Origin of the sequence: Burkholderia sp. D-99, assembly GCF_011605345.1 — a bacterium.
Classification (GTDB): domain Bacteria; phylum Pseudomonadota; class Gammaproteobacteria; order Burkholderiales; family Burkholderiaceae; genus Burkholderia.
In genome coordinates this window covers 1,120,720-1,144,006 of record NZ_JAAOXM010000002.1, presented here as the reverse complement: position 1 = coordinate 1,144,006, position 23,287 = coordinate 1,120,720, and the positions used below count along the sequence as shown (strand labels likewise).

At 66.8% G+C, this 23,287-nt stretch carries 22 protein-coding genes; 10 read left to right on the top strand and 12 right to left on the bottom strand.

Translation table 11 applies throughout. From position 1 onward, the window contains the following. Positions 1-9: 9 nt before the first annotated feature. Entirely contained in the window at positions 10-792 is a 783-nt protein-coding gene (locus HAV18_RS12340; protein WP_166955938.1) for an aldolase, read from the bottom strand. Between the two features lie 134 nt (positions 793-926). Here HAV18_RS12340 and HAV18_RS12335 point away from each other — a divergent pair, with 134 nt between their 5' ends. Next, positions 927-1,469, top strand: a complete 543-nt coding sequence (locus HAV18_RS12335) for a helix-turn-helix domain-containing protein (protein WP_166955936.1) — start codon at positions 927-929, stop codon at positions 1,467-1,469. Positions 1,470-1,499: 30 nt separating this feature from the next. After that, entirely contained in the window at positions 1,500-2,237 is a 738-nt protein-coding gene (gene hutC / locus HAV18_RS12330) for a histidine utilization repressor (RefSeq protein ID WP_166955934.1), read from the top strand. 96 nt (positions 2,238-2,333) lie between these two features. On the opposite strand, the gene HAV18_RS12325 is transcribed toward hutC, so the two are convergent. Beyond that, the gene (locus HAV18_RS12325; RefSeq protein ID WP_166955932.1) at positions 2,334-3,182 is read right to left on the bottom strand and encodes a phytanoyl-CoA dioxygenase family protein; all 849 of its coding nucleotides are present in this window, start codon (positions 3,180-3,182) and stop codon (positions 2,334-2,336) included. 31 nt (positions 3,183-3,213) lie between these two features. Further along, a complete protein-coding gene (locus HAV18_RS12320; RefSeq protein ID WP_166955929.1) occupies positions 3,214-4,017 on the bottom strand; it encodes an ABC transporter substrate-binding protein in 804 nt (267 codons plus the stop codon). 462 nt (positions 4,018-4,479) lie between these two features. Here HAV18_RS12320 and HAV18_RS12315 point away from each other — a divergent pair, with 462 nt between their 5' ends. Both HAV18_RS12315 and HAV18_RS12310 read left to right on the top strand, forming a co-directional pair. Next, the gene (locus tag HAV18_RS12315; RefSeq protein ID WP_166955927.1) at positions 4,480-4,959 is read left to right on the top strand and encodes a helix-turn-helix domain-containing protein; all 480 of its coding nucleotides are present in this window, start codon (positions 4,480-4,482) and stop codon (positions 4,957-4,959) included. Then, a complete protein-coding gene (locus HAV18_RS12310; protein WP_166955925.1) occupies positions 4,956-5,645 on the top strand; it encodes a nucleotidyl transferase AbiEii/AbiGii toxin family protein in 690 nt (229 codons plus the stop codon). Before HAV18_RS12315 ends, HAV18_RS12310 begins: the two co-directional genes overlap by 4 nt. 3 nt (positions 5,646-5,648) lie before the next feature. On the opposite strand, the gene HAV18_RS12305 is transcribed toward HAV18_RS12310, so the two are convergent. Next, on the bottom strand, positions 5,649-6,323 hold the full coding sequence (locus HAV18_RS12305) for an ankyrin repeat domain-containing protein (protein WP_166955923.1): 675 nt from the start codon (positions 6,321-6,323) through the stop codon (positions 5,649-5,651). 219 nt (positions 6,324-6,542) lie between these two features. Between HAV18_RS12305 and HAV18_RS12300 the strand changes: the two genes are divergently transcribed. After that, complete coding sequence (locus HAV18_RS12300; RefSeq protein ID WP_166955921.1) at positions 6,543-7,403, top strand: LysR family transcriptional regulator; 861 nt, start codon at positions 6,543-6,545, stop codon at positions 7,401-7,403. Positions 7,404-7,528: 125 nt separating this feature from the next. Here the strand turns inward: HAV18_RS12300 and HAV18_RS12295 are convergent, their stop codons facing one another. From HAV18_RS12295 to HAV18_RS12285, 3 genes are all read right to left on the bottom strand, one after another. Beyond that, a complete protein-coding gene (locus HAV18_RS12295; protein ID WP_060342270.1) occupies positions 7,529-8,002 on the bottom strand; it encodes a nuclear transport factor 2 family protein in 474 nt (157 codons plus the stop codon). Positions 8,003-8,069: 67 nt separating this feature from the next. Further along, positions 8,070-9,254, bottom strand: a complete 1,185-nt coding sequence (locus HAV18_RS12290; RefSeq protein WP_166955919.1) for an amidohydrolase family protein — start codon at positions 9,252-9,254, stop codon at positions 8,070-8,072. Between the two features lie 76 nt (positions 9,255-9,330). Beyond that, positions 9,331-10,530: an amidohydrolase family protein gene (locus HAV18_RS12285; protein WP_166955917.1), complete on the bottom strand. Its 1,200-nt coding sequence runs from the start codon at positions 10,528-10,530 to the stop codon at positions 9,331-9,333. 539 nt (positions 10,531-11,069) lie between these two features. Here HAV18_RS12285 and HAV18_RS12280 point away from each other — a divergent pair. After that, positions 11,070-11,702 (top strand): glycine zipper 2TM domain-containing protein, encoded by a 633-nt coding sequence (locus HAV18_RS12280; protein WP_166955915.1) that lies wholly within the window; start codon positions 11,070-11,072, stop codon positions 11,700-11,702. 330 nt (positions 11,703-12,032) lie between these two features. Here HAV18_RS12280 and HAV18_RS12275 read toward each other — a convergent pair whose 3' ends face one another. From HAV18_RS12275 to HAV18_RS12265, 3 genes are all read right to left on the bottom strand, one after another. Continuing rightward, positions 12,033-13,424 carry an amino acid permease gene (locus HAV18_RS12275; RefSeq protein ID WP_166955913.1) on the bottom strand — a complete coding sequence of 464 codons (1,392 nt, stop codon included), beginning with the start codon at positions 13,422-13,424 and terminating at the stop codon, positions 12,033-12,035. A gap of 106 nt (positions 13,425-13,530) precedes the next feature. Further along, the gene (locus HAV18_RS12270; RefSeq protein WP_166955911.1) at positions 13,531-14,781 is read right to left on the bottom strand and encodes an FAD-binding oxidoreductase; all 1,251 of its coding nucleotides are present in this window, start codon (positions 14,779-14,781) and stop codon (positions 13,531-13,533) included. 35 nt (positions 14,782-14,816) lie between these two features. Continuing rightward, on the bottom strand, positions 14,817-15,170 hold the full coding sequence (locus tag HAV18_RS12265; RefSeq protein WP_042974203.1) for a RidA family protein: 354 nt from the start codon (positions 15,168-15,170) through the stop codon (positions 14,817-14,819). A gap of 346 nt (positions 15,171-15,516) precedes the next feature. On the opposite strand from HAV18_RS12265, the gene HAV18_RS12260 reads away from it, so the two are divergent. Continuing rightward, the gene (locus HAV18_RS12260; protein WP_047902159.1) at positions 15,517-16,152 is read left to right on the top strand and encodes a helix-turn-helix domain-containing protein; all 636 of its coding nucleotides are present in this window, start codon (positions 15,517-15,519) and stop codon (positions 16,150-16,152) included. Positions 16,153-16,291: 139 nt separating this feature from the next. Continuing rightward, the gene (locus HAV18_RS12255; RefSeq protein ID WP_166955909.1) at positions 16,292-16,801 is read left to right on the top strand and encodes a GNAT family N-acetyltransferase; all 510 of its coding nucleotides are present in this window, start codon (positions 16,292-16,294) and stop codon (positions 16,799-16,801) included. A gap of 251 nt (positions 16,802-17,052) precedes the next feature. On the opposite strand, the gene HAV18_RS12250 is transcribed toward HAV18_RS12255, so the two are convergent. After that, a complete protein-coding gene (locus HAV18_RS12250; RefSeq protein WP_166955907.1) occupies positions 17,053-17,628 on the bottom strand; it encodes a hypothetical protein in 576 nt (191 codons plus the stop codon). 451 nt (positions 17,629-18,079) lie between these two features. Between HAV18_RS12250 and HAV18_RS12245 the strand changes: the two genes are divergently transcribed. Both HAV18_RS12245 and HAV18_RS12240 read left to right on the top strand, forming a co-directional pair. Then, positions 18,080-19,438 (top strand): aspartate aminotransferase family protein, encoded by a 1,359-nt coding sequence (locus tag HAV18_RS12245; protein ID WP_166955905.1) that lies wholly within the window; start codon positions 18,080-18,082, stop codon positions 19,436-19,438. A 710-nt stretch (positions 19,439-20,148) separates the two neighbouring features. Beyond that, positions 20,149-21,978 (top strand): amidohydrolase, encoded by a 1,830-nt coding sequence (locus HAV18_RS12240; protein ID WP_166955904.1) that lies wholly within the window; start codon positions 20,149-20,151, stop codon positions 21,976-21,978. Positions 21,979-22,051: 73 nt separating this feature from the next. Here the strand turns inward: HAV18_RS12240 and HAV18_RS12235 are convergent, their stop codons facing one another. Beyond that, entirely contained in the window at positions 22,052-23,248 is a 1,197-nt protein-coding gene (locus tag HAV18_RS12235) for a M20 aminoacylase family protein (protein WP_166956776.1), read from the bottom strand. Between the last annotated feature and the right edge of the window lie 39 nt (positions 23,249-23,287).

The window sequence follows — 23,287 nt, the reverse complement described above, 5'->3', positions numbered from 1 at the left end:
CGCACGCGTTCATGCGACGCAGTCCTGATGGGTACGCAGCGCGCGACGCGCGTAATAGTCGAACGTCACCGCATCGCGCTTCGGCTTCGAGATCCAGTCATGCGCTTCACGCGCCAGCGCCGGCGGCACCGGCCTGATCTCGCCGGCCGCCATCGCAAGCAGCTGCAGCTTCGCGGCCCGCTCGATCAGCAGCGCGAGGATGCACGCTTCCTCGATCGTCTTGCCGACCACGAGCTGACCGTGATGCGACAGCAGGATCGCGCGCTTGCTGCCGAGCGCCTTCGAGATGATCTCGCCCTCCTCGTTGCCGACCGGCACGCCGGGCCAGTCCTTCAGGAACGCGCAATCGTCGTACAGCGGGCAGGTATCCATGTGCGACACGACGAGCGGCTGCTCGAGCATCGACAGCGCCGCGACATGCGCGGGATGCGTGTGGATGATGCAATTCACGTCGGGGCGCTCGCGATAGATCCACGTGTGGAACCGGTTGGCCGGATTCGGGATGCCTTCTCCGTCGATCACGTCGAGATCCTCGTTGACGCGCAACAGGTTCGCGGCCGAGATCTCGTCGAAACCGAGCCCGAGCCGCTGCGTGTAGTACGTGCCGGCGTCGCCCGCTCGGCAGGTGATCTGCCCGGCGAGGCCGGAATCGTGGCCGGCGTCGAACAGGATCCGGCACGTGAGCGCGAGCTTTTGCCGCGCGGACCAGCCGCTGTCGCCCACCTCGTTGTCGAGACGCCGCTCCGCCAGCGCGACCAGCGCCTCCTTCGTCAGATTCAGCGTTTCCGCCATGTTCACCTCCTGAATGGATCGGGTCGGTCGCGCCGACCGCGGCCGCTTTCCCGGAGAAACATGACACACAATACACCACAGGACACTTTGTGTCATGCGTTACAATCGGTTTTTCGAAGGACACCTGGCGCCCCATGACGATTCGCCTGAAGCTGCTCAGAAAACAGAAGGGCTGGACGCTCGACGTGCTGGCCGACGAAACGGGCCTCACCAAGAGCTACCTGTCGAAAGTCGAGCGCGGCCTGAGCGTGCCGTCGATCGCGGTCGCGCTGAAGCTGTCGAAGGCACTGAATGTCGACGTCGAGCAGTTGTTCTCGGAAAGTCACAACCGCGAGCTGATCACGGTCACGCGCGCCGGCGAGCGCACGGCGATGGGCGCGGCGGCCAACAGCCAGGCGCACCGCTTCGAGAGCATCGCGGCCGGCGTCGCGCCGAAGAAGATGCTGCCGTTCGTCGTGCATCCGCCGCACGAATTCGTCGCATCGACGTTCCGCGAGCACGAAGGCGAGGAATTCCTGTTCGTGCACAAGGGGCGCGTCGAAATCGAGTTTCCGAACGAGACGGTGCAACTCAAGACCGGCGATTCAGTCTATTTCAACGCACTCATCCCGCACCGCACGCGCAGCCTCGGCGCCGCGCAGGCGGAGATCCTGGTCATCGTCAGTCACGACGACTAGCCTCGCCACTTCTTCGCGCAAGGATCCCCGATGGTCACAAAGGCCACCGCACCGTTCCAGCAGATCAAGACGCTCGTTCGTCAGAACGTCGACTCGGGCGACTGGCGCCCCGGGGACCGCATTCCGTCCGAGCTCGATCTCGCCGCGCAGTTCGGCGTCGCGCGCATGACGGTCAACCGCGCGCTGCGCGAGCTGACCGAGGAAGGCGTGCTCAAGCGCATCGCGGGCGTCGGCACGTTCGTCGCCGAGGTGAAGCCGCAGTCGAACCTGCTGATGATCGCGCACATCCGCGACGAAATCCGCGCGCGCGGGCACGAATACCGCTGCCGCGTGCTGAGCCAGTCGAGCGAACCCGCGTCGTTCGACGTCGCGGCCGCGTTCGGCCTGCCGGTCAATACGCCGGTTTTTCACGTGGTCTGCGTGCACGAGGAAAACGGCCGCCCGATCCAGCTCGAGGATCGCTACGTAAACCCGGCCGCCGCACCCGGGTTCATCGACCAGGATTTCCAGGTCGAGCCGCCGTCCGAGTACCTGTTCAACAACGTGTCGCACTACGAACTGGAGATCGAGCACGTGGTCGATGCAGCGCTGCCAACCGGCGAACAGGCGCGGCTGCTCGACATGCGCGCCGACGAGCCGTGCCTCACGCTCACGCGCCGCACCTGGACGAACGGGCAGCCCGTCACGTTCGTGCACTTCCTGCATCCGGGCAACCGCTACCGGCTCGGCTCGCGCTTCAAGCCGGGCGCCGGACGCCACCCGACCTGATCCTTCGTCACACGCCCGCACGCACAAAAGCGCGCGGCGGCCGTTTCGTCAGGAAACGGCCGCCGCGTCCGTCATGCACGCGCGCCAGTGTCAGCGTCAGATCGCGCCGGCCTGCCCCGCGCCGCGCGACCACACGACCGGAAACAGCGGGTGGTCGAGCGGCGCACCGTCGGGCAGTTGCTCCGCGAGCCCGGGAAATTCGGGCGACGTCTTCCAGCGGCGCGGCGCGTGACGGATATCGTCGCCGACGAAGCGGATCGAGAACGCACGCCGGCGGTTCTGCGTACCGCCCGACGCATGCAGCGTGAGCATCCGGAAGCACACCATGTCGCCGGGCTCGAGCGCCCAATGGCGGATCGGGAAAGCCGCACGGTCGCCTTCGATGTCCGGTAGATCCGCAAGGCTGCCTTCCGGAAACCACTTCGCTTCCTTGTCCATGAACGTGCGCGGCATCAGCCACGGCCCGAGATGCGAGCCCGCGACGAATTCCAGCGTCGATTCGAGCGGCACCGGATCGACCGGAATCCACATGCTGACGTTGTCGTCGCCCTCGATGTTGTAGTACGGCTGGTCCTGGTGCCACGGCGTGCGCTGCCGCGTGCCGGGCTCCTTCACGAGCAGGTGGTCGTGATGCAGCCGCACGTTTTCGGTGCCCATCAGCGCGGCCGCGACGGACGGCGCCGGCGAGCGCACGATGAAGTCGCGATACGCGTCGTTGTGCTGCCAGTTGCAGAAATCCTCGAAGAACCAGCCCGGATCGTCGGGCCGGCTCGCGACTTTCGCGCGCGGGCTGGGCTGCGCGAGATTCGCGTCGATGCCGGCGCGCAGCGCGGCGACTTCGTCGGGCGAGAAGATGCCCTTGATGCAGACCGCGCCTTCCTCGCGGAACGCGGCGATCAGTTCGGGCGTCACGGCTTGCGCGACGCGATCCTGGATACTCGTCATGGTGTGCCTGTCGATTGAATGAATCACTGAATCACGGTGCCGAAGTCAGCTGCTGCTTCGCCCCGTAGATGTCGAAGTCGAAGTATTTCGCGGCGATCTTCTGGTACGTGCCGTTCGCGCGGATCGCGACGATCGCGTCGTTCAGCCGCTTCTTCATCGCGTCGTCGCCCTTGCGCACGCCCATCGCCACGCCGTAGCCGGTGATCCGCACGTCGGTCACGTCGGGGCCTGCGAACGCGTAACCCTTGCCGCGCGGCGTCTTCAGGAACGAGTAGCCGGCCTGCGTCTTGTCCTGGAAGGTCGCGTCGAGGCGGCCGTTGACGAGATCCTGGTACACCTGGTCCTGGTTCTGGTACGAGACGATCGTCACACCCTTGGTCGCCCATTCGGCCTTTGCGTACGCTTCCTGCGTCGTGCCCTGGTCGATCCCGATGCGCTTGCCCGCGAGCGACGCGGCAGTCGGCAGCAGCTTCGAGCCGACCGGCGCGACGAGCGCGCCCGGCGACGCATACAGCTTGTTCGAGAAATCGATCTGCTTGAGCCGCTCGTCGGTGGCCGTCATCGCGGACATGATCACGTCGAACTTGCGCGCGCGCAGCGCCGGAATCATCCCGTCGAAGCCCTGCTCGACCCATACGCACTTCGCGCGCAGTTGCTCGCAGATCGCATTGCGCAGGTCGATGTCGAAGCCGGCCAGCGAGCCGTCGGGCTGCTTCGCCTCGAACGGCGGATACGTGGGGTCGATGCCCCAGCGGATCGTCGACGTGTCCTGCGCGAACGACACGAGCGGCGCGAACGCCAGCGCGGTAACGAGAAGCTTTGCAGTGCGGTTCATGGCGTGTCCTTGAAGGTCTCGACGCGGCGGGCAAGCGCCGGCGTCCGGTGGGTGGCGTTGCGCCGGAACGCCCGGCGCGGTGCGCGAAAGACAGGGACTTCGATGAAACTGCGATGCAGTCTAGACTGCTCAAATTTTGAGCGCAAGCGGGGAAAACGGGATCAGCGGATTAAGGCCGGGCGGGAGCGAGATGAAAGGAATTGCGCACGAAACGAGCGTGAAGAGCAGGGATTTTCGCGTTGTTTGAGCGTTTACCCTGTGAGATGCACGCCCGCCACAGAGCGTGTTTTTCCGGATATCCGTGGAATAGCGATGTCTATACAGGTATCGTCCGGTCTCGCCTTGATAGCATCGACGATGCGTCCTATACCGCACCAGACCATGCTCAGAGACAACAGGCCATCCGAAGATGTAAGATATACTTTACATTCAAACGCATTGAACCTGCGCCGGGAGGTCAACGTGCAACTCTATGAAATCGGTCAGGCCGTGGCGAAACGGCGGGCGGAACTCGATCTCACGCAGGCCCAGCTTGCCAAGCTCGCCGGGCTGTCCCGGTTCACCGTCAACCAGCTCGAAGCCGGCAAGGTCAAGGATCTCGGAATCAACAAGCTGATCCCGTTGCTCAGCGTGCTCGGCATCGAACTCCTGGCATTGCCGCGACAGGCCCATAATGGCCTCTACAAGGCCGTTGTGAGCGCAAACGTCAGCTACAAGGGCGAATTGACCGAACGCTTGCTGGCCGACGCGTTGATCACCGGACACATTCCGGAAGGATACGAATCGCAGTTTTCCGTCATCCTCGACGAGGTGCCGCTACCCGTCGTGGTGAAAGCGGCCGAGGAGGCCGCCGAACGCTCGGGCACCCCGCTTCGGGCCATCTGGAAAAACCTCGCGGCATGGTCGAAGGATCTTCACCTGTATCGGGAGGTATGGGCATGACCACACCATCCGCGTTGCCCGACGGCCCGTGGCAAGGCCTTTTTCGTCACGCGGTGACGCTGGTTGACGAGATACGCAAGCACGGCACGTCGAATCCGTTCTGGACGTTCGGTGGAGGCACGGTTCTCATGCTGCGCCACGGCCATCGCGTCAGCAAGGACGTCGACATCTTCGTACCCGACCCACAATATCTCGGGTACGTGAATCCCCGCATCAGCGACGCCGCATCCGACATCACGACACACTACGAAGAACATGCGGGTTTCGTGAAACTGGTGCTGCCCGACGGCGAAATCGACTTCGTGGTCTCCCGAAATCTGATGTCTCCCGGCTACGACGAATGGATGCTGATGGATCACGTCGTCAAGGTCGAGACTTCCGCGGAAATCATCGCCAAGAAAATGTGGCACCGTGGCGATCGCCCGACCGCGCGGGACCTGTTCGATCTGTGTCTGGTCATCGAGCGGGAACCGGAGAGCCTGATGGAAGCCGGAGCATTTCTCGTTCGGCATCGCGATACGTTTTTGCGTCTGCTCAACGAGCATCGCGCCTTCGTCAAGTCGCGTTTCGACGACATCCAGACACTCGACTACACGCCGTCGTTCGACTATTGCGTCGAACTGGCCGAAGCATTCCTGCGCAAACTTCCCGGCGGCACGCCCGAACACAAGTCTCGCCACCGCTGAAACCTACCGCGCCCCCGCCCCCACCAGCACCCTCTCGATCGCCGCATATCCGCGCCGCCGCGCATGCTGCAGCGGCGACTCGCCGTTCGAATCCGCGAGATTGACGTTCGCGTGCCCGTCGACGAGCAACTGCACGATCCGCACATAACGCTCGCTGCCGTCGCCGAGCATGATCGCCTCCAGCAACGCGGTCCAGCCGAGCCGGTTCACGTGGTCGACGTTCACGCCCGCGTCGATCAACGTGCGCACCGTATCCACATGGCCGCGCTCCGCGGCCGGAATCAGCGCGGTGCCGCGATACCGGTTCGTGCTGCACAGGTCCGCGCCGTGCACGAGCGTCATCCGCAGGATGTCGAGATAGCCGCGCGCACCGGCATACAAATACGGGCTGTCCTGGATCGCGTCCTTCGCGTTGACGTCCGCGCCCGCGTCGATCAGCACGCGCGCCGCCTCGACGTGATTGCCGTGCGTCGCGAGCAGCAGCGCCGTGCGGCCCTGCCCGTCGCGCGAATCGATCTGCGCGCCGTGTTCGAGCAGCGTGCGCACTTCGCCCGCGTCACCCCGGTCGGCCGCGCTGCGCAGCCGGCTTTCGGGCGCGCCGCCGTCGGCGGCCGCCACGGCCGACGTGAGCGTGGTCAAGGCAAACGAGCCGATGATCGCGATCCGTTTGAAAAACATCCCGTTTCCTCCTTGCGTGCCGCGCCTGCCGATGTGCCTGCCGATGCACGGGTGACGCACCGCTGACACGCGGTTAATGCGATCCGTCAGGCGCCCCCGTGGCGCCACACGGCGCCGCACCGCGTCCGGCGAAACCGCGATTGCCCACGGCGTCCGGCCATGTTAAAAGTCGTCGCACGCATTTGGAAATGAAATGTTCGAATCCGCAAAAGTGCAGAAATGAATAGACCCCTGTTCGACATCGACCTGCTGCGCGCGCTCGTGATGGTCGCCGACTGCGGCAGCTTCACGACGGCGTCCGCGCGCCTGCATTCGACGCAGTCGACGGTCAGCCAGAAGGTACGCCGGCTCGAGGAAATCGCCGGGCACCGCCTGCTCGACCGCGGCACGCGCGACGTCCGGCCGACCGACGCGGGCGTGACGGTGCTCAGCTATGCGCGGCGCATGCTCGCGCTGAACGACGAGATGCTGGAAGCATTGTCGGGCGCGACGGTCGCGCTGACGATCCGGCTCGGCGTGCCCGACGATTTCGCGGCGGGCCGCACGACCCACGCGCTCGCCGCGTTCAATCGCGAGCATCCGCAGGTCAAGCTCGAAGTGATGTGCGGGCTGAGCCGCGACATCAGCGCAGCGTACGATCGCGGTGAACTCGACCTCGTGCTGATCAAGCAGCGCCGCGACAGCCGCGAAGCCGTCGTGCGCTGGCCCGAGAAACTGCGCTGGATCGACAGCGCCGCGCATCCGTCGATCGATCTCGACCCGGTGCCGATCGTCGTGTTTCCGCCGCGCGGGCTCTATCGCGACGACATGATCAAGGCGATCGAGGAGCGCGGCCGCCGCTGGCGGATCAGCTTCACGACATCGAGCCTGAGCGGCATCCAGGCCGCCGTCGCCGACGGGCTCGGCATCAGCGTGCTGCCCGCCCGCGTGGTGACGGACGAGCACACGGTGCTGACCGCGAAGCAGGGTTTCGCGCCGATCGAGCACATGGACATCGCCATCCTGCATCGGCCGACGGCCGACCCGATGGTCAGCGAGCTGACGAAGACGCTCGCGGCGATGCTGGAGCACGAGGAGTAGCAAGAAAGAGCAAGCCGGATGCGGCAAAGAAAAGGACGCCGTGGTGCCGCCGGCACGGCCGATGCGACGCGATCGCGGGCGCATCGCCACGCCCGCACGCCCGCGCGCCCGATGCCCGATGCCCGTCAGAACATCGTGTTCCCGTTCGCGGCCTGCTCGGGCACGGGTTGATTGACGTCCCAGTGCTCGACGATCTTGCCGTTCTCCAGCCGGAAGATGTCCATGATCGCGCTGCCGCGCGTGCCGGGTTCACGCACCGCGTGCACGTGCAGGATCACGTAGTCGCCATCGACGAACGAGCGCTTGATCTCGCTGTGCGACTGCGGATACTTGTCGCGCAGGAACGCGACGAATTTGCGGAAGCCGTCGCGGCCGTCGGCCGCGTTCGGATTGTGCTGCACGTAGCGATCGCCGACGTACGCGAGCGCGGCGTCGGCATCCTTCTCGTTCAGGCCTTTTTCATAGAACGCGAGCACTGTGCGCCGGTTGGCTTCCTGCTGCGCGTCCGTCGGCCCCGCCGCCACCGCATGCGCGGCGCTCACGGCGAACAGGGCCGCCGCCATCCATCGTGCGGCCCGTGCCGCTGTCGTGCGTCGCATCGTCGTCTCCCGGGAGGTTCGGCTGAAAACCGGATCATACCGGGGTGACGCTGCGCTCACGCTTCACTCAAACCAGCGCACCGTTCCGCGCAACGATCTTCCCCGACGACACGACGAGCCGCCGCACCGGCCGCGCAACGACGGCCTCGGCGAACGTCAGCGCGTCGACCAGCACGACGTCCGCGCGGCTGCCCGGCTGCAGCCCGTAATCGTCGAAGCCGCAACCGCGCGCCGCGCTGTGCGTCACGCAGTCGAGCGCGACCTCGAGCGCATCGTCGCGGCGGAAATCGTTGCGCATGCCGATCAGCATCGCGCGTTCGAGCATGTCGGGCGACCCGTAGGGCGTCCACGTATCGCGCACGCCGTCGTTGCCGCCGATGACCGTCACACCCGCCGCACGGCACGCGGCCACTGGCGGCACGGGCACCGCCGCCGGCGCGGTCGTGACGAGCCCGACGCCGAGTTCCGCCATCCGGGCGAGCAGCGCATCGCGCTCGCGTTCGGCGATATCACCCAGACAGAATCCGTGGCTGATCGTCACCTTGCCCTGCATGCCGTGCGCAGCGGTGCGCTGCAGGATCAGGTCGAGCGAGTACGCGCCCATCGATCCGCGCTCGTGCAGGTGGAGGTCGAGCCCGCGGCCGTGGCGTTCGGCGATCGCGAACAACACGTCCACCGCCTCGACCGGATCGCCTTCGATCGCGCACGGGTCGAGCCCGCCGAGCAGATCGGCGCCGGCGGCGAGCGCATCGGACAGCAGTGCGTCGGTGCCCGGCCGCTTGAGCACGCCCGATTGCGGAAACGCGACGATCTGGATGTCAACCTGCCCGCGCAAGGTCTCGCGCGTCGCGAGCACGCCGTGCAGATGCCGCAGCCCGGCTTCGGTATCGATGTCGACGTGCGTGCGGATGCGCGTCGTGCCGGCCGCGAGGAAGGCGCGCGCCAGCGCGAGCGACGCGGCGCCGGCGTCATGGCCGCTCGTCGCGCGATAGTGGCGTTCGTTCTCGATCCGGTCGACGAGGCGCGGCCCGACCTGGTTGCGATACCACGGCATCCCCCAGTGCGTCTTGTCGAGGTGCGTGTGGCCTTCGACGAGGCCGGGCAGCGCGAGTGCCCCCGCGCCATCCTCGATCGCACAGCCGGCGGGCGCGTCGAGCGACGGGCCGATGCGCGCGATGCGATCGCCTTCGATCAGGATGTCGAGCGCAGCGTCGGCGCTCGGGCGGACGTTGCGGATCAGCAGGTTCGTCATGTCGGTTCCGGTGGGGTCGGTCAGTGCAGTCAGTACGAACGGGGCACGGCGCGCGCCGTGCCGCCGGTCAGGTGGGTCAGCGCGTGAAGCGCAGCGCAGGGGCGAATGGCGCGCTCGTATCGCTTTCGCCGCGGCGGAACACCCAGCGCTCGGCCGGCACGCCCGCGACGGCCGCCGCCGCATTCGGCGCACGCACTGCGACGAACGTCGCATCGCAGCCGACCGCGATTCCATAGTTATCCTTGCCGATCACGCGCGCGCCGGCGTGCGTCGCCATGTCCAGCGCGATACCGAGCGCCTCGTCGGTGTAGAAGCCCGACCGGTAGCCGACCATCATCGCCCGCTGCAGCATGTCGCCGTTGCCGTACGGCCACCATGCGTCGCGGATGTTGTCGTTGCCCGCGAACACGTGCACGCCCGCGTCGCGCAGCGGCTGCACCGGCGGAAACGCGCAGTCGCCCGGCGCATTCGTCAGGATCGACACACCGGCTTCGGCCAGTGCCGCGGCGGTGCGCTGCACGTCGTCATCGCTCACCTGGCCGAGCGCATACGCATGGCTCACGTTCACGCGACCGCCGAGCCCCGCCGCGCGCGTGCGCGCCGCGATCCGCAGCAGCTGCGCGATGCCCGTTTCTCCCGGCTCGTGCAGGTGGATGTCGATCTTCGCGCCGCGCTTCTCGGCGATGCCGAACACGATGTCGAGCTGGCCGTCCGCATCGCCGTCGAGCGTCGTCGGGTCGATCCCGCCAACCACGTCCGCACCTTCGCGCACGGCTGCGTCGAGGATCTCGGCGGTGCCCGGGCACGTCACGACGCCGGCCTGCGGGAACGCGACGAGTTCGATATCGACGATTCCGCGCCACTGCTCGCGCGCGGCCATCACGGCCTGCAGGTTCGACAGGCCCGTCGTCGCGTCGACGTCGACGTGGCTGCGCATCGCGACCGTGCCGAACGCGGCGGCCTGCTCGATCAGCGCGTTCGCGCGCTCGACGATCGGCGGTGCGGCCGCGAGCTGGCGCTTCTCGACCGCGAGCCGCTCGCGCAACGTGCCGACCGGTTCGTGCGGCACCCAGCGATCGCCGACGAAGCTCTTGTCGAGGTGGATGTGGCCATCGACGAAGCCGGGCAGCACGACGCGGCCGTCGAGGTCGATCGTTTCCGCGCCGGGCGCGGCAGCACAATCGGCGCCGATCGCGGTAAAACGGCCGTCACGGACGACGAGGTTGATGGGCTGGCCGCCGGCGTCGACGGCGTTGATGAAGATACGATCGGTCATGGCTCGGAATGTGGGGCGGTCGCGGCACGTCACCGGCGCGGGCAGGGGAAGGAACCGCAGCCGGCACGGCGCGACCGTTGGCAGGGAATCCGGCCACGATATCGGACGCCGCCACCCGAGGCCAATTAAATGTCGCGATGCCGCGCATTCGATTTCGCGATGCGCGTCGCAAACGCCACGCCAGCAAGGTGCGGCGGCGGGGTCCGATCTCGTCGGCGACGGCCTGCATGCCAATGGCCCGTCGGGCAACGTCGCGCAAGCCGACGTTTCGGGCACCGGCACCGAGGGGCTGACCGCCTCGCAAGACACGCTGCCGGACCGCTGTCGATGCGTGTCATCGAAGCTGCCGACCGGGCGCCGCCGCCCTTGCCAGGCGTTGCGCGACCGCCCCGCGCAAGCCGCGATTTACGCGGCAACAGACTTTACACGTTGTTACCCGGCCGCACCGGACGCGCCACCAGCCATTCCTTATACTCACGCCGAGTTCGCCACCCGTCCCGGAATTCGTCGGCGAACCCGTTGCCGATGCAGGAATCATCATGATGCGCATGCCTTCCACGAAGACCGTTCTGTTCGCCTCGCTCGTCGCCGTCGCGGCGCTTCCGCTGACCGCGTGCGTCGCGCCGGGTTACTACGGCGCGCAGCCGGGGTATCCGCAGCAACAGCAATACGCGACGCCCGCGTATTCACAACCGGGCTACGTGCAGCAGCAACAGCCGTATCCGAACCAGGCGCCGCAACCGTACGATCAGTACGGCAACCAGCAGCAATACGGGTCGCAGCCGTATGACCAGTACGGCAATCAGCAGCAATACGGCAACGGCTACGGCACGCAGTACGGCACGGTCTCGAACATCCAGCCGGTCAACGGTTCGGTCGGCCCGTCGGGCGTGGCCGGCACCGTCGTCGGTGCGCTGGTCGGCGGCCTCGTGGGCAACCAGTTCGGCCGCGGCCACGGCCGCGATGCGGCGACCGTGATCGGTGCGCTCGGCGGCGCGGTGGCCGGCAATCAGATCGGCCAGCAGATGGGCGCCGCGCAAGGCCCGAGCAGCTACCGGATCGACGTGCAGGTCAGCGACGGCACGATGCGCTCGTTCGACGTGCAGTCGCCGGGCAACCTGCGCCCGGGTGATCGCGTGCAGATCAACGGCAATCAGCTGGCTCGGTATTGATTCGGATGCGGTGCGCCTGACCTGATCGGGCGCATCGTCGCGCGTTTGACGTCGGGCGCCGGTTCAGCGCGACGGCGCGCGTGTTCAACGGCAATCAGCTGGCGCGGTATTGATTCCGGCCCGGTGCGCCTGACCTGATCGGGCGCATCGTCGCGCGTTTGACGTCGGGCGCCGTTCCTGCGCGACGGCGCGCATGTTTCACGTCACCCTCCACCTTCGTGCCGACGCGACGCGCATGACGCACGCGCCGGCATCCGCCTTCAGTGCCCCCCGTCGCACGACCGCTCCACCGCTCACCCGCACCGACAGCCGCGACCCGGCGCATGGCCGTCACACGCGCTCGGCACCGAGCCCGACGCGCGTCGACCGCGCGGCCGCCTGCAGATGCCGCGATCGCCGGTAGATGATCGCCATCAACGCCATTACCGCAGCACCGGCATACAGCGACCCGCGCGTCGACGGATCGACGCCGAGCATCACGAACACGAACGCGACGAACACGAGACAGATCCACGACGTGACCGACGCATACGGCATGCGGAACGCCACCGTCTCGCCGCGCGCGGCCAGCACGCGCCGGAACCGCATGTGCGTCAGCACGATCATCGCCCAGATCACGGCCACGTCGAACGACAGGAACGACATCAGCCAGCCGAACACGCGCGCGGGAATCACATAGTTCAGCACCACGCCGACCGACATGAACAGCACGGTCGCACGCACCGCGCGCGACGGCGAGCCGCTTGCGCTCAGCGCCGCGAACGACGCGGGCGCGAGGCCGTTGCCGGCCATGCTCGACAGCATGCGCGCCCCGCTGAACACGATGCAGTTGAAGCTCGACAGCGCGGCCGTCACGACCACGAAGTTGACGATGCCGGCCGCCTGCCGCAGCCCGAGCGATTCGAACGTCGTCACGAACGGGCTGCCGCGCTCGCCGAGCTCGTGCCACGGATACAGCGCCATGATGATGAACAGCGCGCCGACGTAGAAGATCAGGATGCGCCACAGCACCGAGTTGATCGCGCGCGGGATCATCTTCTGCGGCTCGCGCGCCTCGCCGGCCGTGAGGCCGATCATCTCGACGCCCGCGAACGAATACGCGACGATCGGCAGCGCGCTCACGACCCCGAGCACGCCGTGCGGAAACACGCCGCCGTGCCGCCACAGGTTCGACAGCCCGACCGGCTCGCCGTGATGACCGATCCCGGTGAACACGATCAGCGCGCCGCCCGCGATCATCAGCACGATCGTCACGACCTTCACGATCGCGAACCAGAACTCCAGCTCGCCGTACACCTTCACGTTGAGCAGGTTGAAGCCCGAGATCGCGGCGATCGCCGCCACGACCCACAGCCACTGCGGCACCTCCGGAAACCAGAAGCCCATGTAGATGCCGATGGCGGTCGTCTCCGCGACGCCGACGCCGACCATCAGCAGCCAGTAGCTCCAGCCGACCACGTAGCCGGCGAACGGCCCGAGGTATTCGAACGCATACGCGCCGAACGAGCCGGACACCGGCCGGTGCACGGCCATCTCGCCGAGCGCGCGCATGATCAGGAAGATCATCGCGCCGCCGATCAGGTAGGCGACGAGCGCACCGGGCCCGGCCGCCTTGATCGCGGATGCCGAGCCGAGGAACAGGCCGACGCCGATGGCCATGCCGAGCGCCATGAACGAAATCTGGCGCGCGCCGAGCTCGCGCCGCATCGTGTGCTGTTGCATGTTGTCTCCAGTCGTTGATCGTTGCGGCGAGCCGGATGGGCCGGCCGCTGGACGGAGCGGCCGGCGTCGTGTGCCGGCCGCCCTGCTGCAGCGCACGGACGCCGGTTCAGCGGCCGTGAAGGAAGCGTTCGACGCGAAATGGCGCCGGGTCGACGAACGGTTGCGTGCCGGTCATCAGGTCGGCGATCAGCCGGCCGGTCACGGGGCCGAGCGTGAAGCCGTGATGCGCATGCCCGAACGCGAACCACAGATCGCGGTGACGCGGCGCGGCGCCGATCACGGGCAGCATGTCGGGCGTGCACGGCCGGCGGCCGAGCCACGGTGCGCCGTCGACACGTGCGCCGAGCGGAAACAGCTCGCGCGCGACCGGTTCGACGGCGGCGAGCTGGGTGGGCGTCGGCGGCGTATCGCGATAGCCGAGTTCGACGCCGGTCGTCAGGCGGATGCCGCGCGTCATCGGCGTGATCAGAAAGCCGCTGTCGGCGTCGAGCACGGGCCGGTTCAGCCGTGCGCCAGGCTGCGGCGCGTAGTGCATGTGATAGCCGCGCTTGACCGCGAGCGGCAGCGTGTAGCCGAGCCGCTCGCACAGCAGGTCCGACCAGGGCCCGAGCGCGACGACCGCCGCACGCGCGTCGACCGGGCCTTGCGCGGTGTCGACGCGCCAGCCGTTCGCGGCCGACAGCGTCAGCGCGTCGCCGGTCAGGATGCGGCCGCCGAGTTGCTCGAAGCGGCGCGCATAGGCGGTCACGAGCGCATTCGGATCGCTGATCGAATCGGAGCCCGTGTAGCGCAGCGCGCCGATCAGCGCGCGGCTCAGGTTCGGCTCCGCGTCGCGCAGCGCGGCCGCATCGAGCGCGTCGAAGGTCACGCCGTATTCGGCGCGCCAGCGCTCGGCGTCGCGCGTTTCGGCATCGCGCGTCGCGGCCGTGCGGAACACCTTCAGCCAGCCGCCTTCGCGCAGCAACGCGCCAGCGCCGGACGCTTCGATCAGCGCGCGATGCTCGGTCACGCAGTGTTCGATCAGCGGCGCATACGCGCGCGCGATCTCGGCATGGCGCGCCGGATGCGAATTGCGCCAGTAGCGGTACAGGAACGGGATCAGCTTCGGCAGCGCGCCGGCGTGATAGCGGACGTCCGGCGAGCGGTTGCACGCGTATTTCAGCAGCGTGCCGAAGCCGCGCGGAAACGCATACGGGTACACGCCTTCGCGCTGGATCAGCCCGGCATTGCCGAGCGACGTCTCGTTGCCGGGCGCCTTGCGATCGACGAGCGCGACCGACAGGCCGCGCTGTTGCAGATGAACGGCGACGGAGACGCCGATCATGCCGCCGCCCAGGACGAGCGTGTCGAATGTCATCGGGAGTGCCTCGGGGCGGGCGAGCGGCGCCGGGCTCAGGCGAGCGCGGTCACGGCGATCTCGACGTCGAGACCGGGCTTCATCAGCAACGCCTGCACGCACGCGCGGGTCGGCGCGTGGCCGGCCGGCACCCAGGCGTCCCACACCGCGTTGAACGCGTCGAAGTGCGCGGCGTCGCTGAGCCACACGTTGGCCGTGAGCACGCGCGTCTTGTCGACGCCGGCCGACGCGAGCAGCGCGTCGATGCGCGTGAGGATTTCGGTCGCCTGCACGGCGATCGGCGCGCCGGCCGTATCGGGCACCTGGCCGGCCAGGTGGACGATGCCGTTCGCGATCACGACCTGGCTCATGCGTGCGCCGGTCTGCAGACGTTTGATTTCACTGGACATGGATTGCACCTTCACGGGCCCGGCCACGACCGGCCGGGGAAATGACTGGGAAAGACCGCTGACGTGCGGGCGGTCGCGGATCACCGCGCGAGCCGCCATACCGGCCGGTCCGGGCCTACCTTGCGCAAGATCGGGCCGCCGCCGCACAAGCGAACGCGCAGCGCCGATTCGTACACGTGTCGTTCACGCCGGCCGCACCGGTCGCGCGAGTTTCGCGTCGTCCGATGCTAGAGTGGCCGTCACGCCCACCATCGGCGGTTTCGACGAAAATTATCATATACGATAAAATTTATTCTCGTATACGACAAAACCCGTATTTACGCCGCGCGTCGCGCCCCGTCTCCGCATGCCCAAATCCACCGTTCCCGTTCCGCCGCCCACCGACGCCGCGCCGCAGCTCGACCACCAGACGGTCGGCGCGCGGCTGCGCGACGCGCGCAAGTCACGCGGCCTGACGCTCGCACAACTGTCCGAGCGTTCCGGTATCGCGGTGTCGACGATTTCGAAGGCCGAGCGCGGCGACATTGCGCTCACCTACGACAAGTTCGCGGCGCTCACGCATGCGCTCGCGCTCGACTTCGACACGATGTTCGGCCGGCCCGCGCCCGCCGGCGCGATGACGCCGTCGTTCACGCCGGCCGGCCAGCAGATGGTCTACGACACGCCGAACTATGCGTACGGGATGCTCGCGAACGACCTGACCGGCAAGCGGATGGTGCCGGTGCGCGGGCGGATCCATGCGCGCAAGCTGTCGGACTTCGCCGACTACATCCGGCACAGCGGCGAGGAGTTCGTGTTCGTGCTGAGCGGCGAGCTGGAGCTGCGCTTCGAGAACGGCCACGCGTACCGGCTCGGCGCCGGCGACAGCCTGTATTTCGACAGCGCGGTCGGACACGTGTACCTGAGCCTCGGCGACACCGATGCCGAGGTGCTCGCGTGCTGCGTCGACGGCGATGCGCGGCGGCCGCGCGACGCAATCTGAACGCAACGGTGCGGCCAGCGCGCGCGATGCGCAGAATGCCGACACGCGCCATCCGAATTCCTATTAGGATTAGTACGATGCATCCCGCGGCCGCAGCGGCCCGCGCCGGCATGCACGACCCTCAACCGGAATCCCCTCGATGACGATCACGACTCGCCTGCTCGACGCGGCCGACGCCGCCCGTTACCAGACCGTTCGCCTGCGTGCGGTCGACACCGCGCCCACCTCTTTCCTGCCGACAACCGACGAAGAGTCGCAGATACCGGTCGACGAATTCGCGATACGCATCACGCCGACCCACGAACGCGCCGTGTTCGGCGCATTCGACGGCGATACGCTCGTCGGCATCACCGGCGTGCGCCGCGATGCGCGCGCGAAGATCGCACACAAGGCGACGATCTGGGGCGTGTTCGTCGATTCCACGTATCGCGGGCGGGGCATCGCGCAGACGCTGCTTGAAAGCGCGACCGCGCACGCGGCGCAGGTGTGGGACTGCAAGCAACTGATGCTGTGCGTGAACGAAGTCAATGCCAATGCCGAGCGGCTGTATGCATCGCAAGGGTTCGTGCGGTTCGGTACGGAACCGCGCTCCATGTTCTTCGACGGGCGGTTCTACGACGAGCACCACATGATCAAGACGCTGGCGTGACGCATCCGGGTTGGCGATCGCGTTGGCATGCGCGTGCGCCGGTCGCTCCCGCACGCCAACGCTCGTCCCCGTCTCGCCCCGGCGCGTGCCGGTGGCCGTCATGCCGACGGCCTGCCCGGCGATCGTCGCGATCGTCGCGTTCGTCGGCGCCCACCGCTGGCGGCGCCTCCCCGGAGAGAAGTTGTCGAATGTTTATGCGCAAAAACTTTTATTGAAAATACGCGCCCGGCGACGTCCACCGGGGCGACCGCTCACTCGCCAGCCGCCGCGATCGCTCCCGTCGCCGGCTCGCGCCCTGCGGAAGCAGCCGGCTCGAATATCAGCACCATGTCTCCATGATAACTTCCATGGGCCGGCACCGCCTCGCTGGCAGCGGGCGCGTGCGCGCTGATCTTCACTTGACGGGTTTCGTCATAACCGTCGAAGCCGTCGCGCCCGCGCTTTCCCAGCGTGAGCACGCGAGCGGCATCGGCAGCAATTTCAGCATCGCCCGCACTGCCCGTCAGCACGACCTTCGCGTTGACCAGGTCGTCGCGGCCGTTCGACAGCCGCAGCGGCTGCAACAGCGTGACGTTGATATCGGGATTCGTCGTGCGTACGCGGATCGGCAGCGTCGCAGCAAGGGCCTGCTGGCTGCCGTCCGTCGCGGTCAGTTCGACCACGCCGTACGCGGAGTTGTCCGGCATCGAAACGAACAGGCTGTCGCCGATGTGCGCGGTCAGCGTGATCGTCTTGACGACGGCTTGCGGCGACGCCGGGCCTGCGTGGGCGATGCCGGCCAATGCACCCCACGCGACGAGTGCAGCGAGACGGGTTCCGATCTTCATCGTATTGCTCCGCATTCCGGATGGTTGTCATTCGGGCACCCGATCCCGTCATCGCAGGAGAATCCGGGATTTTTTTATCCCGAAATTAGCCGGCAATATCCCCGTGGAATTCGATATGCCCAGCCGCATGCGCGAACGGTCGAGTTGGCCGGATGCCACCTCGATCGCCGCCAGGATGCGATCGCCCGCCTTTACCGGCCGGCTCTGATGCCTCCCTCCCGCCACGGCATGCAATAACGATAGGTGACGAAAAGCCCATTAAAAATCCATGGAAACCTGCACGATTCTTTTCGGACTCCATTCACCTGTGCCATCTCGAAATCAAATAGGACACACGCGTCGATCGCACGAATATCCGCCTGCCGCCAATCCGCCTCGGTAATTCCGCCTCTGTTCAGCCCCCCGCCGCCCGCGCTATCGTTTCCGTCACCTTCACAGTCAGGAGCCCCACTTGCCTTCCCGCCACGGAGTCGACCTCATCCGCGCCCGCGCGCTGTTCGATCGCGAGCGCCGTGCCTTCACCGAAGCCATGCCGATCTCCCGCGCGCTCTCCGCGGAAGCATCCGAGCATCTGCTGTTCGGCGTGCCGTTGCACTGGATGCAGGACTGGTCGACACCGTTCTCGCTGTACGTGAAGGAAGCGCGCGGCGCGACGTTCACCGACGTCGACGGCCATCGCTACGTCGATTTCTGCCTCGGCGATACGGGTGCGATGTTCGGCCATGCGCCCGAACCCGTCGCGCGCGCGCTCGTCGAACAGGCAACGGGCGGCTACACGACGATGCTACCGAGCGAGGACGCCGCGTGGGTGTCGCGCGAGCTCGCGCGCCGCTTCAAGCTGCCGGTCTGGCAGTTCGCGCTGAGCGCGAGCGACGCGAACCGCTTCGTGCTGCGCTGGGCGCGCGCGGCCACCGGCCGCAACACGATCGTCGTGTTCAACGGCTGCTATCACGGCACGGTCGACGACGTTTTCGTCGATCTCGTCGACGGCCGCCCGGTGCAGCGCGACAGCCTGCTCGGGCAGTCGTACGACTTGCTCGCGAACACGCGTGTCGTCGAATTCAACGACCTGGCCGCGCTCGAAGCGGCGCTGAAGGATGGCGACGTGGCATGCGTGCTGGCCGAGCCCGCGATGACGAACATCGGGATGGTGCTGCCCGACCCGGGCTTCTGGGAGGCGGCACGCGAACTGACGCGCCGCTACGGCACGCTGCTCGTGATCGACGAGACGCACACGATCAGCAGCGGCCCGGGCGGCTACGCGGTCGCACACGATCTCGAACCGGACATGCTGGTGGTCGGCAAGCCGATCGCGGGCGGCGTGCCGTGCGCGGTGTACGGATTCAGCGCCGAATTCGCGGAACGCGCGAAGCAGGCGAAGCTGAACGCGCCGCCCGGCCATTCGGGCATCGGCACGACGCTCACCGCGAACATGCTCGCGATGCATGCGATGCGCGCGACGCTGGCCGAGGTCGCGACCGACGCCGCGTATGCGCACATGTTCGAAGGTGCCGCGCGGCTGGCGACGGGCCTCGAACACGCGATCGCGAAACACGGGCTGCCGTGGTGCGTGACGCGCATCGGCGCGCGCACCGAATTTCAGTTCGCACCCGAGCCGCCGCGCAACGGCACGATCGCCGGCGCACAGCTCGACAGCGAACTCGAACACATCGTGCACCTGTACCTGCTGAATCGCGGCGTGCTGATCACGCCGTTCCACAACATGATGCTCGTGTGTCCGCAGACGACGGCCGAGGACATCGACCGGCTGGTCGCGCAGTTCGATGCGTGTCTCGGCGAATTGATGTGACGCCGTGATGCAACGGGCACGTGCTCGTTGCGTCACGCCGGTCGTGGGTCGTGGGTCGTGGGTCGTGGGTCGCGGGTCGCGGGTCGCGGGTCGCGGGTCGCGGGTCGCGGGTCGCGGGTCGCGGGTCGCGGGTCGCGGGTCGCGGGTCGCGGGTCGCGGGTCGCGGGTCGCGGGTCGCGGGTCGCGGGTCGCGGGTCTTCGGCTCGGGGCCCGCTTGCAGCCCCGCTCGGCATGTCGCCGCCCGACGCCGCAGCAAGCACGAACCGCATCACAAGATCGCCGCCATCGCCCCGGTTTCGGGGCCGCGCGCCCGCGCGGCGCTACAGGGTGCCCGAATCGTCGAAGCCGCCGCGGCAAGCCTGTCCCAAGCGATCTGCCGAGCCAAAGCGAGTCGAAGCGAGCCGTGCCCTGCCCGCCGGCGCGACCTTCAGGCCGATCGTCGCGCATCCCGCAGGATGGCGTTATGCGTACGGATTTTGATCTTGATCCATGCGCAGGCGGTGTTTATACATACGATTCAGCATTGACGCCGCACCCTCGCGTCGCATGCTGCATCCGCGTCATTCGCCCGCGGAGTTCCTGAAGCAAGTCGCACCGATGTCACATGGCTACACGCTGCATTCGTTTCTTCAAATTGATTCGTATTGCGAAACTATACGTAGTGGACAATAAATCAATCCAATGCATTAGAAACCAAAAAGGATTCAATCATGTTTCATCGACACCAGCTCGGATGTGCATGCTGCAGCCCTCATTTGGTCGCAACCGCCCTTGGCCAGGGTGAACACGAATGGCAGGATCTACTCGAGGAATTGAGCCGGACGGAAGCACAGCGGGCACCCGAAGCCGTGATCTTTCACGGTGGGCGCATCTATCCGGACCCGGAAGACACCAGCAAGCTGGTCGACGCACTCGGCATCGCCGATCACAAGGTCATCGCCACCGGGACGCTGGATGACGTGCGTCGGCGCGTACGGGAAAAATACCCCGAAGCGCGCGAGCAGACGCTCGATGACGGTCAGACCTTGCTGCCGGGCCTGATCGACCCGCACATGCATATCCTGCCCAGCGCGGTTTTCCAGATCGACCCGTGGGTGGACCTGTCGCCTTTCGAAGATCAAAAGTTGCGCCCCAACTACGGCGAAACGTTTATCCGCACGCGGCTCAAGGATGCCGTCGACCACGCGAAGCAACATCAGGAAAAGTGGGTGGGCGGCATTGGCGTCGATCCGTCGTTGATGAACGAATGGCTGAATATCGACCGTGCGTGGCTGGACACGGTCAGCACGGAGGTGTGCCTGTTCCTGGTCAACGCCTCCGGGCATCTCGCCTATGCCAACAGCGCCGCGCTGCAAGCAGCCGGACTCGAGGACAGCGAGCACGACGGCGTGTTGACCGAATCGCAAGTCGGCGAGGTAATGAAATGCATGCCGCAGCCGAAGCCGGCCGATCTGCTTGGCAGCATTCGCAAGGTGTTGCATGACGCGAACAGCCGCGGCATCACCACCCTGTTCGATGCCGGCCTCGGGATGGGAATGGGATATTTCGAAGTGGTCGTGATGAAGGCGCTGGCGAAAACGCCATGGATGACGGTGCGCCTGGGCGCGGCCCTGTTCGGCAACAACGATCTCTGGTCGATGTGGCTGAAGCACTTCAAGCCTCAACTGGACAGCGGGCCCGAGGCATTGTTCTCGATCCGCGCGATGAAGCTGATTGCCGACGGCTCCAACCAGGGGTTGACCGGCCTGCAACGCCAGCCCTACAAGTGTTGCGATGAACACAGTGTTCCCCAGGTGGGACCGAACGGCCTGTTCAACTTCGACCCGATCGAATCACTGGCGCAAATCATGCAAGAAGTCGTCGCTGCCGAATGGCCGATCATGACGCATGCCAATGGCGACGAAGCCATCTCCAACGTCCTGGCGGCCTACCAGCTCGTGCTGAGCAAGGTGCCTCCCGCGCCGTCGGTTCCGCCCCAACCCGTGAAGCCACCGATCGAGCTGCGCCATCGGATCGAGCATGCGTCGCTGCTCAGCGACGACGACCTGCGCACGATGAAGCGGCTGTCCGTCTCGCCCAGCTTCCTGATCGGCCATGTCGGCTACTGGGGGCGTGCATTCCAGAAGACCATCCTGGGTGAAGAACGCGCGCAGAAGCTCGATCGATGCAAGTCGGCGTTGCGCGAGGGTCTTCGCATCAGCCTCCACAGCGATCGCTTCGTCTCGCCGCTGGGGCCGTTGCGTTATATGGACCAGGCGATCGGGCGGGTCATGGAAGCCGACCCGGAGCAGGCAGTGTTGAATGACGCCGAATGCCTGAGCCCGCCCGAAGCGCTGCGTGCGGTGACCATCGACGCGGCCTGGCAATGCCACCTGGACGACCAGATCGGCTCCTTGAAAGAAGGGAAGCAGGCCGACCTCGTGATCCTGGAACAGGATCCCCTGCAGGCCAAGACGGGGAATCCTTATCAACTGCGCGACATCAAGGTGATGGAGACCTGGGTCAGCGGGCGCAAGGTTTACGACGCGTTAACCCTGTAGATCGTCGCGATCCGACACAGTGCGGTTCGGATCGCCGATCATGCGCTTCGTTTCGAAAGACGGCGATCGTCTTTTACCGCGCATGGCGCGGCTCGCGCAACGCGAGCCGCGCCACCGCCTCGAAATACCGCGCGCCGATCGGCAGGATCTCGTCGTTGAAGTCGTACGTCGCGTTATGCAGCGGCACACCGCCGCGGCCGCCCGCCTCGCCGTTGCCGATGAACACGAAATTGCCGGGCACGGCCTGCAGGAACGCGCCGAAATCCTCCGAGATCATCATCGGCTGCACGTCGGCATTCACCGCATCCGCGCCCGCGACCTGGGCCGCGGCCTGCACGGCCGTGTCGACCCACTCCGGGGAATTCACCGTCGGCGCGAACTCGTGCGTGTACTCGAACGTGCAGGTCGCACCGTGCGTGCGGCAGATCCCTTCGCTGACCTCGCGCATCCGCGTTTCCAGCAGCGCCTGCACGTCGCGCGAATAGCTGCGCGTGTCACCCTTGATCGTCACGGTCGACGGCAGCACGTTGCGCAGCCCGTCGGTGATGAATTCCGTGCACGAGATCACGGCCTGCTGGCCCGGATCGAGATTGCGCGACACGATCGTCTGCAGCGCGAGCACGACCTGCGCACCGATCACGATCGGATCGATGCCCATGTGCGGGCGCGCCGCATGCGTGCCGCGCCCGTCAATCCGGATCACGAAGTTGTCCTCGCTCGCCATGATGCCGCCCGCGCGCGTCGAGAACGTCCCCACGCGCATGCCCGGCATGTTGTGCGCGCCGAAGATCGCGTCGACCGGAAAGCGCTCGAACAGAGCGTCGGCCATCATCGCCTTCGCGCCGCGGCCATGTTCTTCAGCCGGCTGGAAAATGAAGCGCACCGTACCGTCGAAATCCTTGCGCTCGGCCAGCAGCTGCGCTGCGCCGAGCACCATCGACATGTGGCCGTCGTGCCCGCACGCATGCATCTTGCCGGGCGTACGCGACGCATGTTCGCGGCCCGGTGCGTGCTCGGCGATGTTCAGCGCATCCATGTCCGCGCGGATGCCGATCGCGCGCTTGCCGGTGCCGACCGTCAGGTTCGCGACGAGCCCCGTGCCGCCGATCCCCCGATGCACGTCGAGCCCGAGTGTCGTCAGGATGCGCGCGACGTAGTCCGACGTGTTCACCTCTTCGAATCCCGTCTCCGGATGCTGGTGCAGGTGGCGGCGCCAGGTCTTCAATTGCCCCTGCAGCGTGCTTTCTTCGATTGCGTCCATCGCGTCCATTGCGTCCATTGCGTTTGCCTCGTCGGTCGTAGTCGGTCG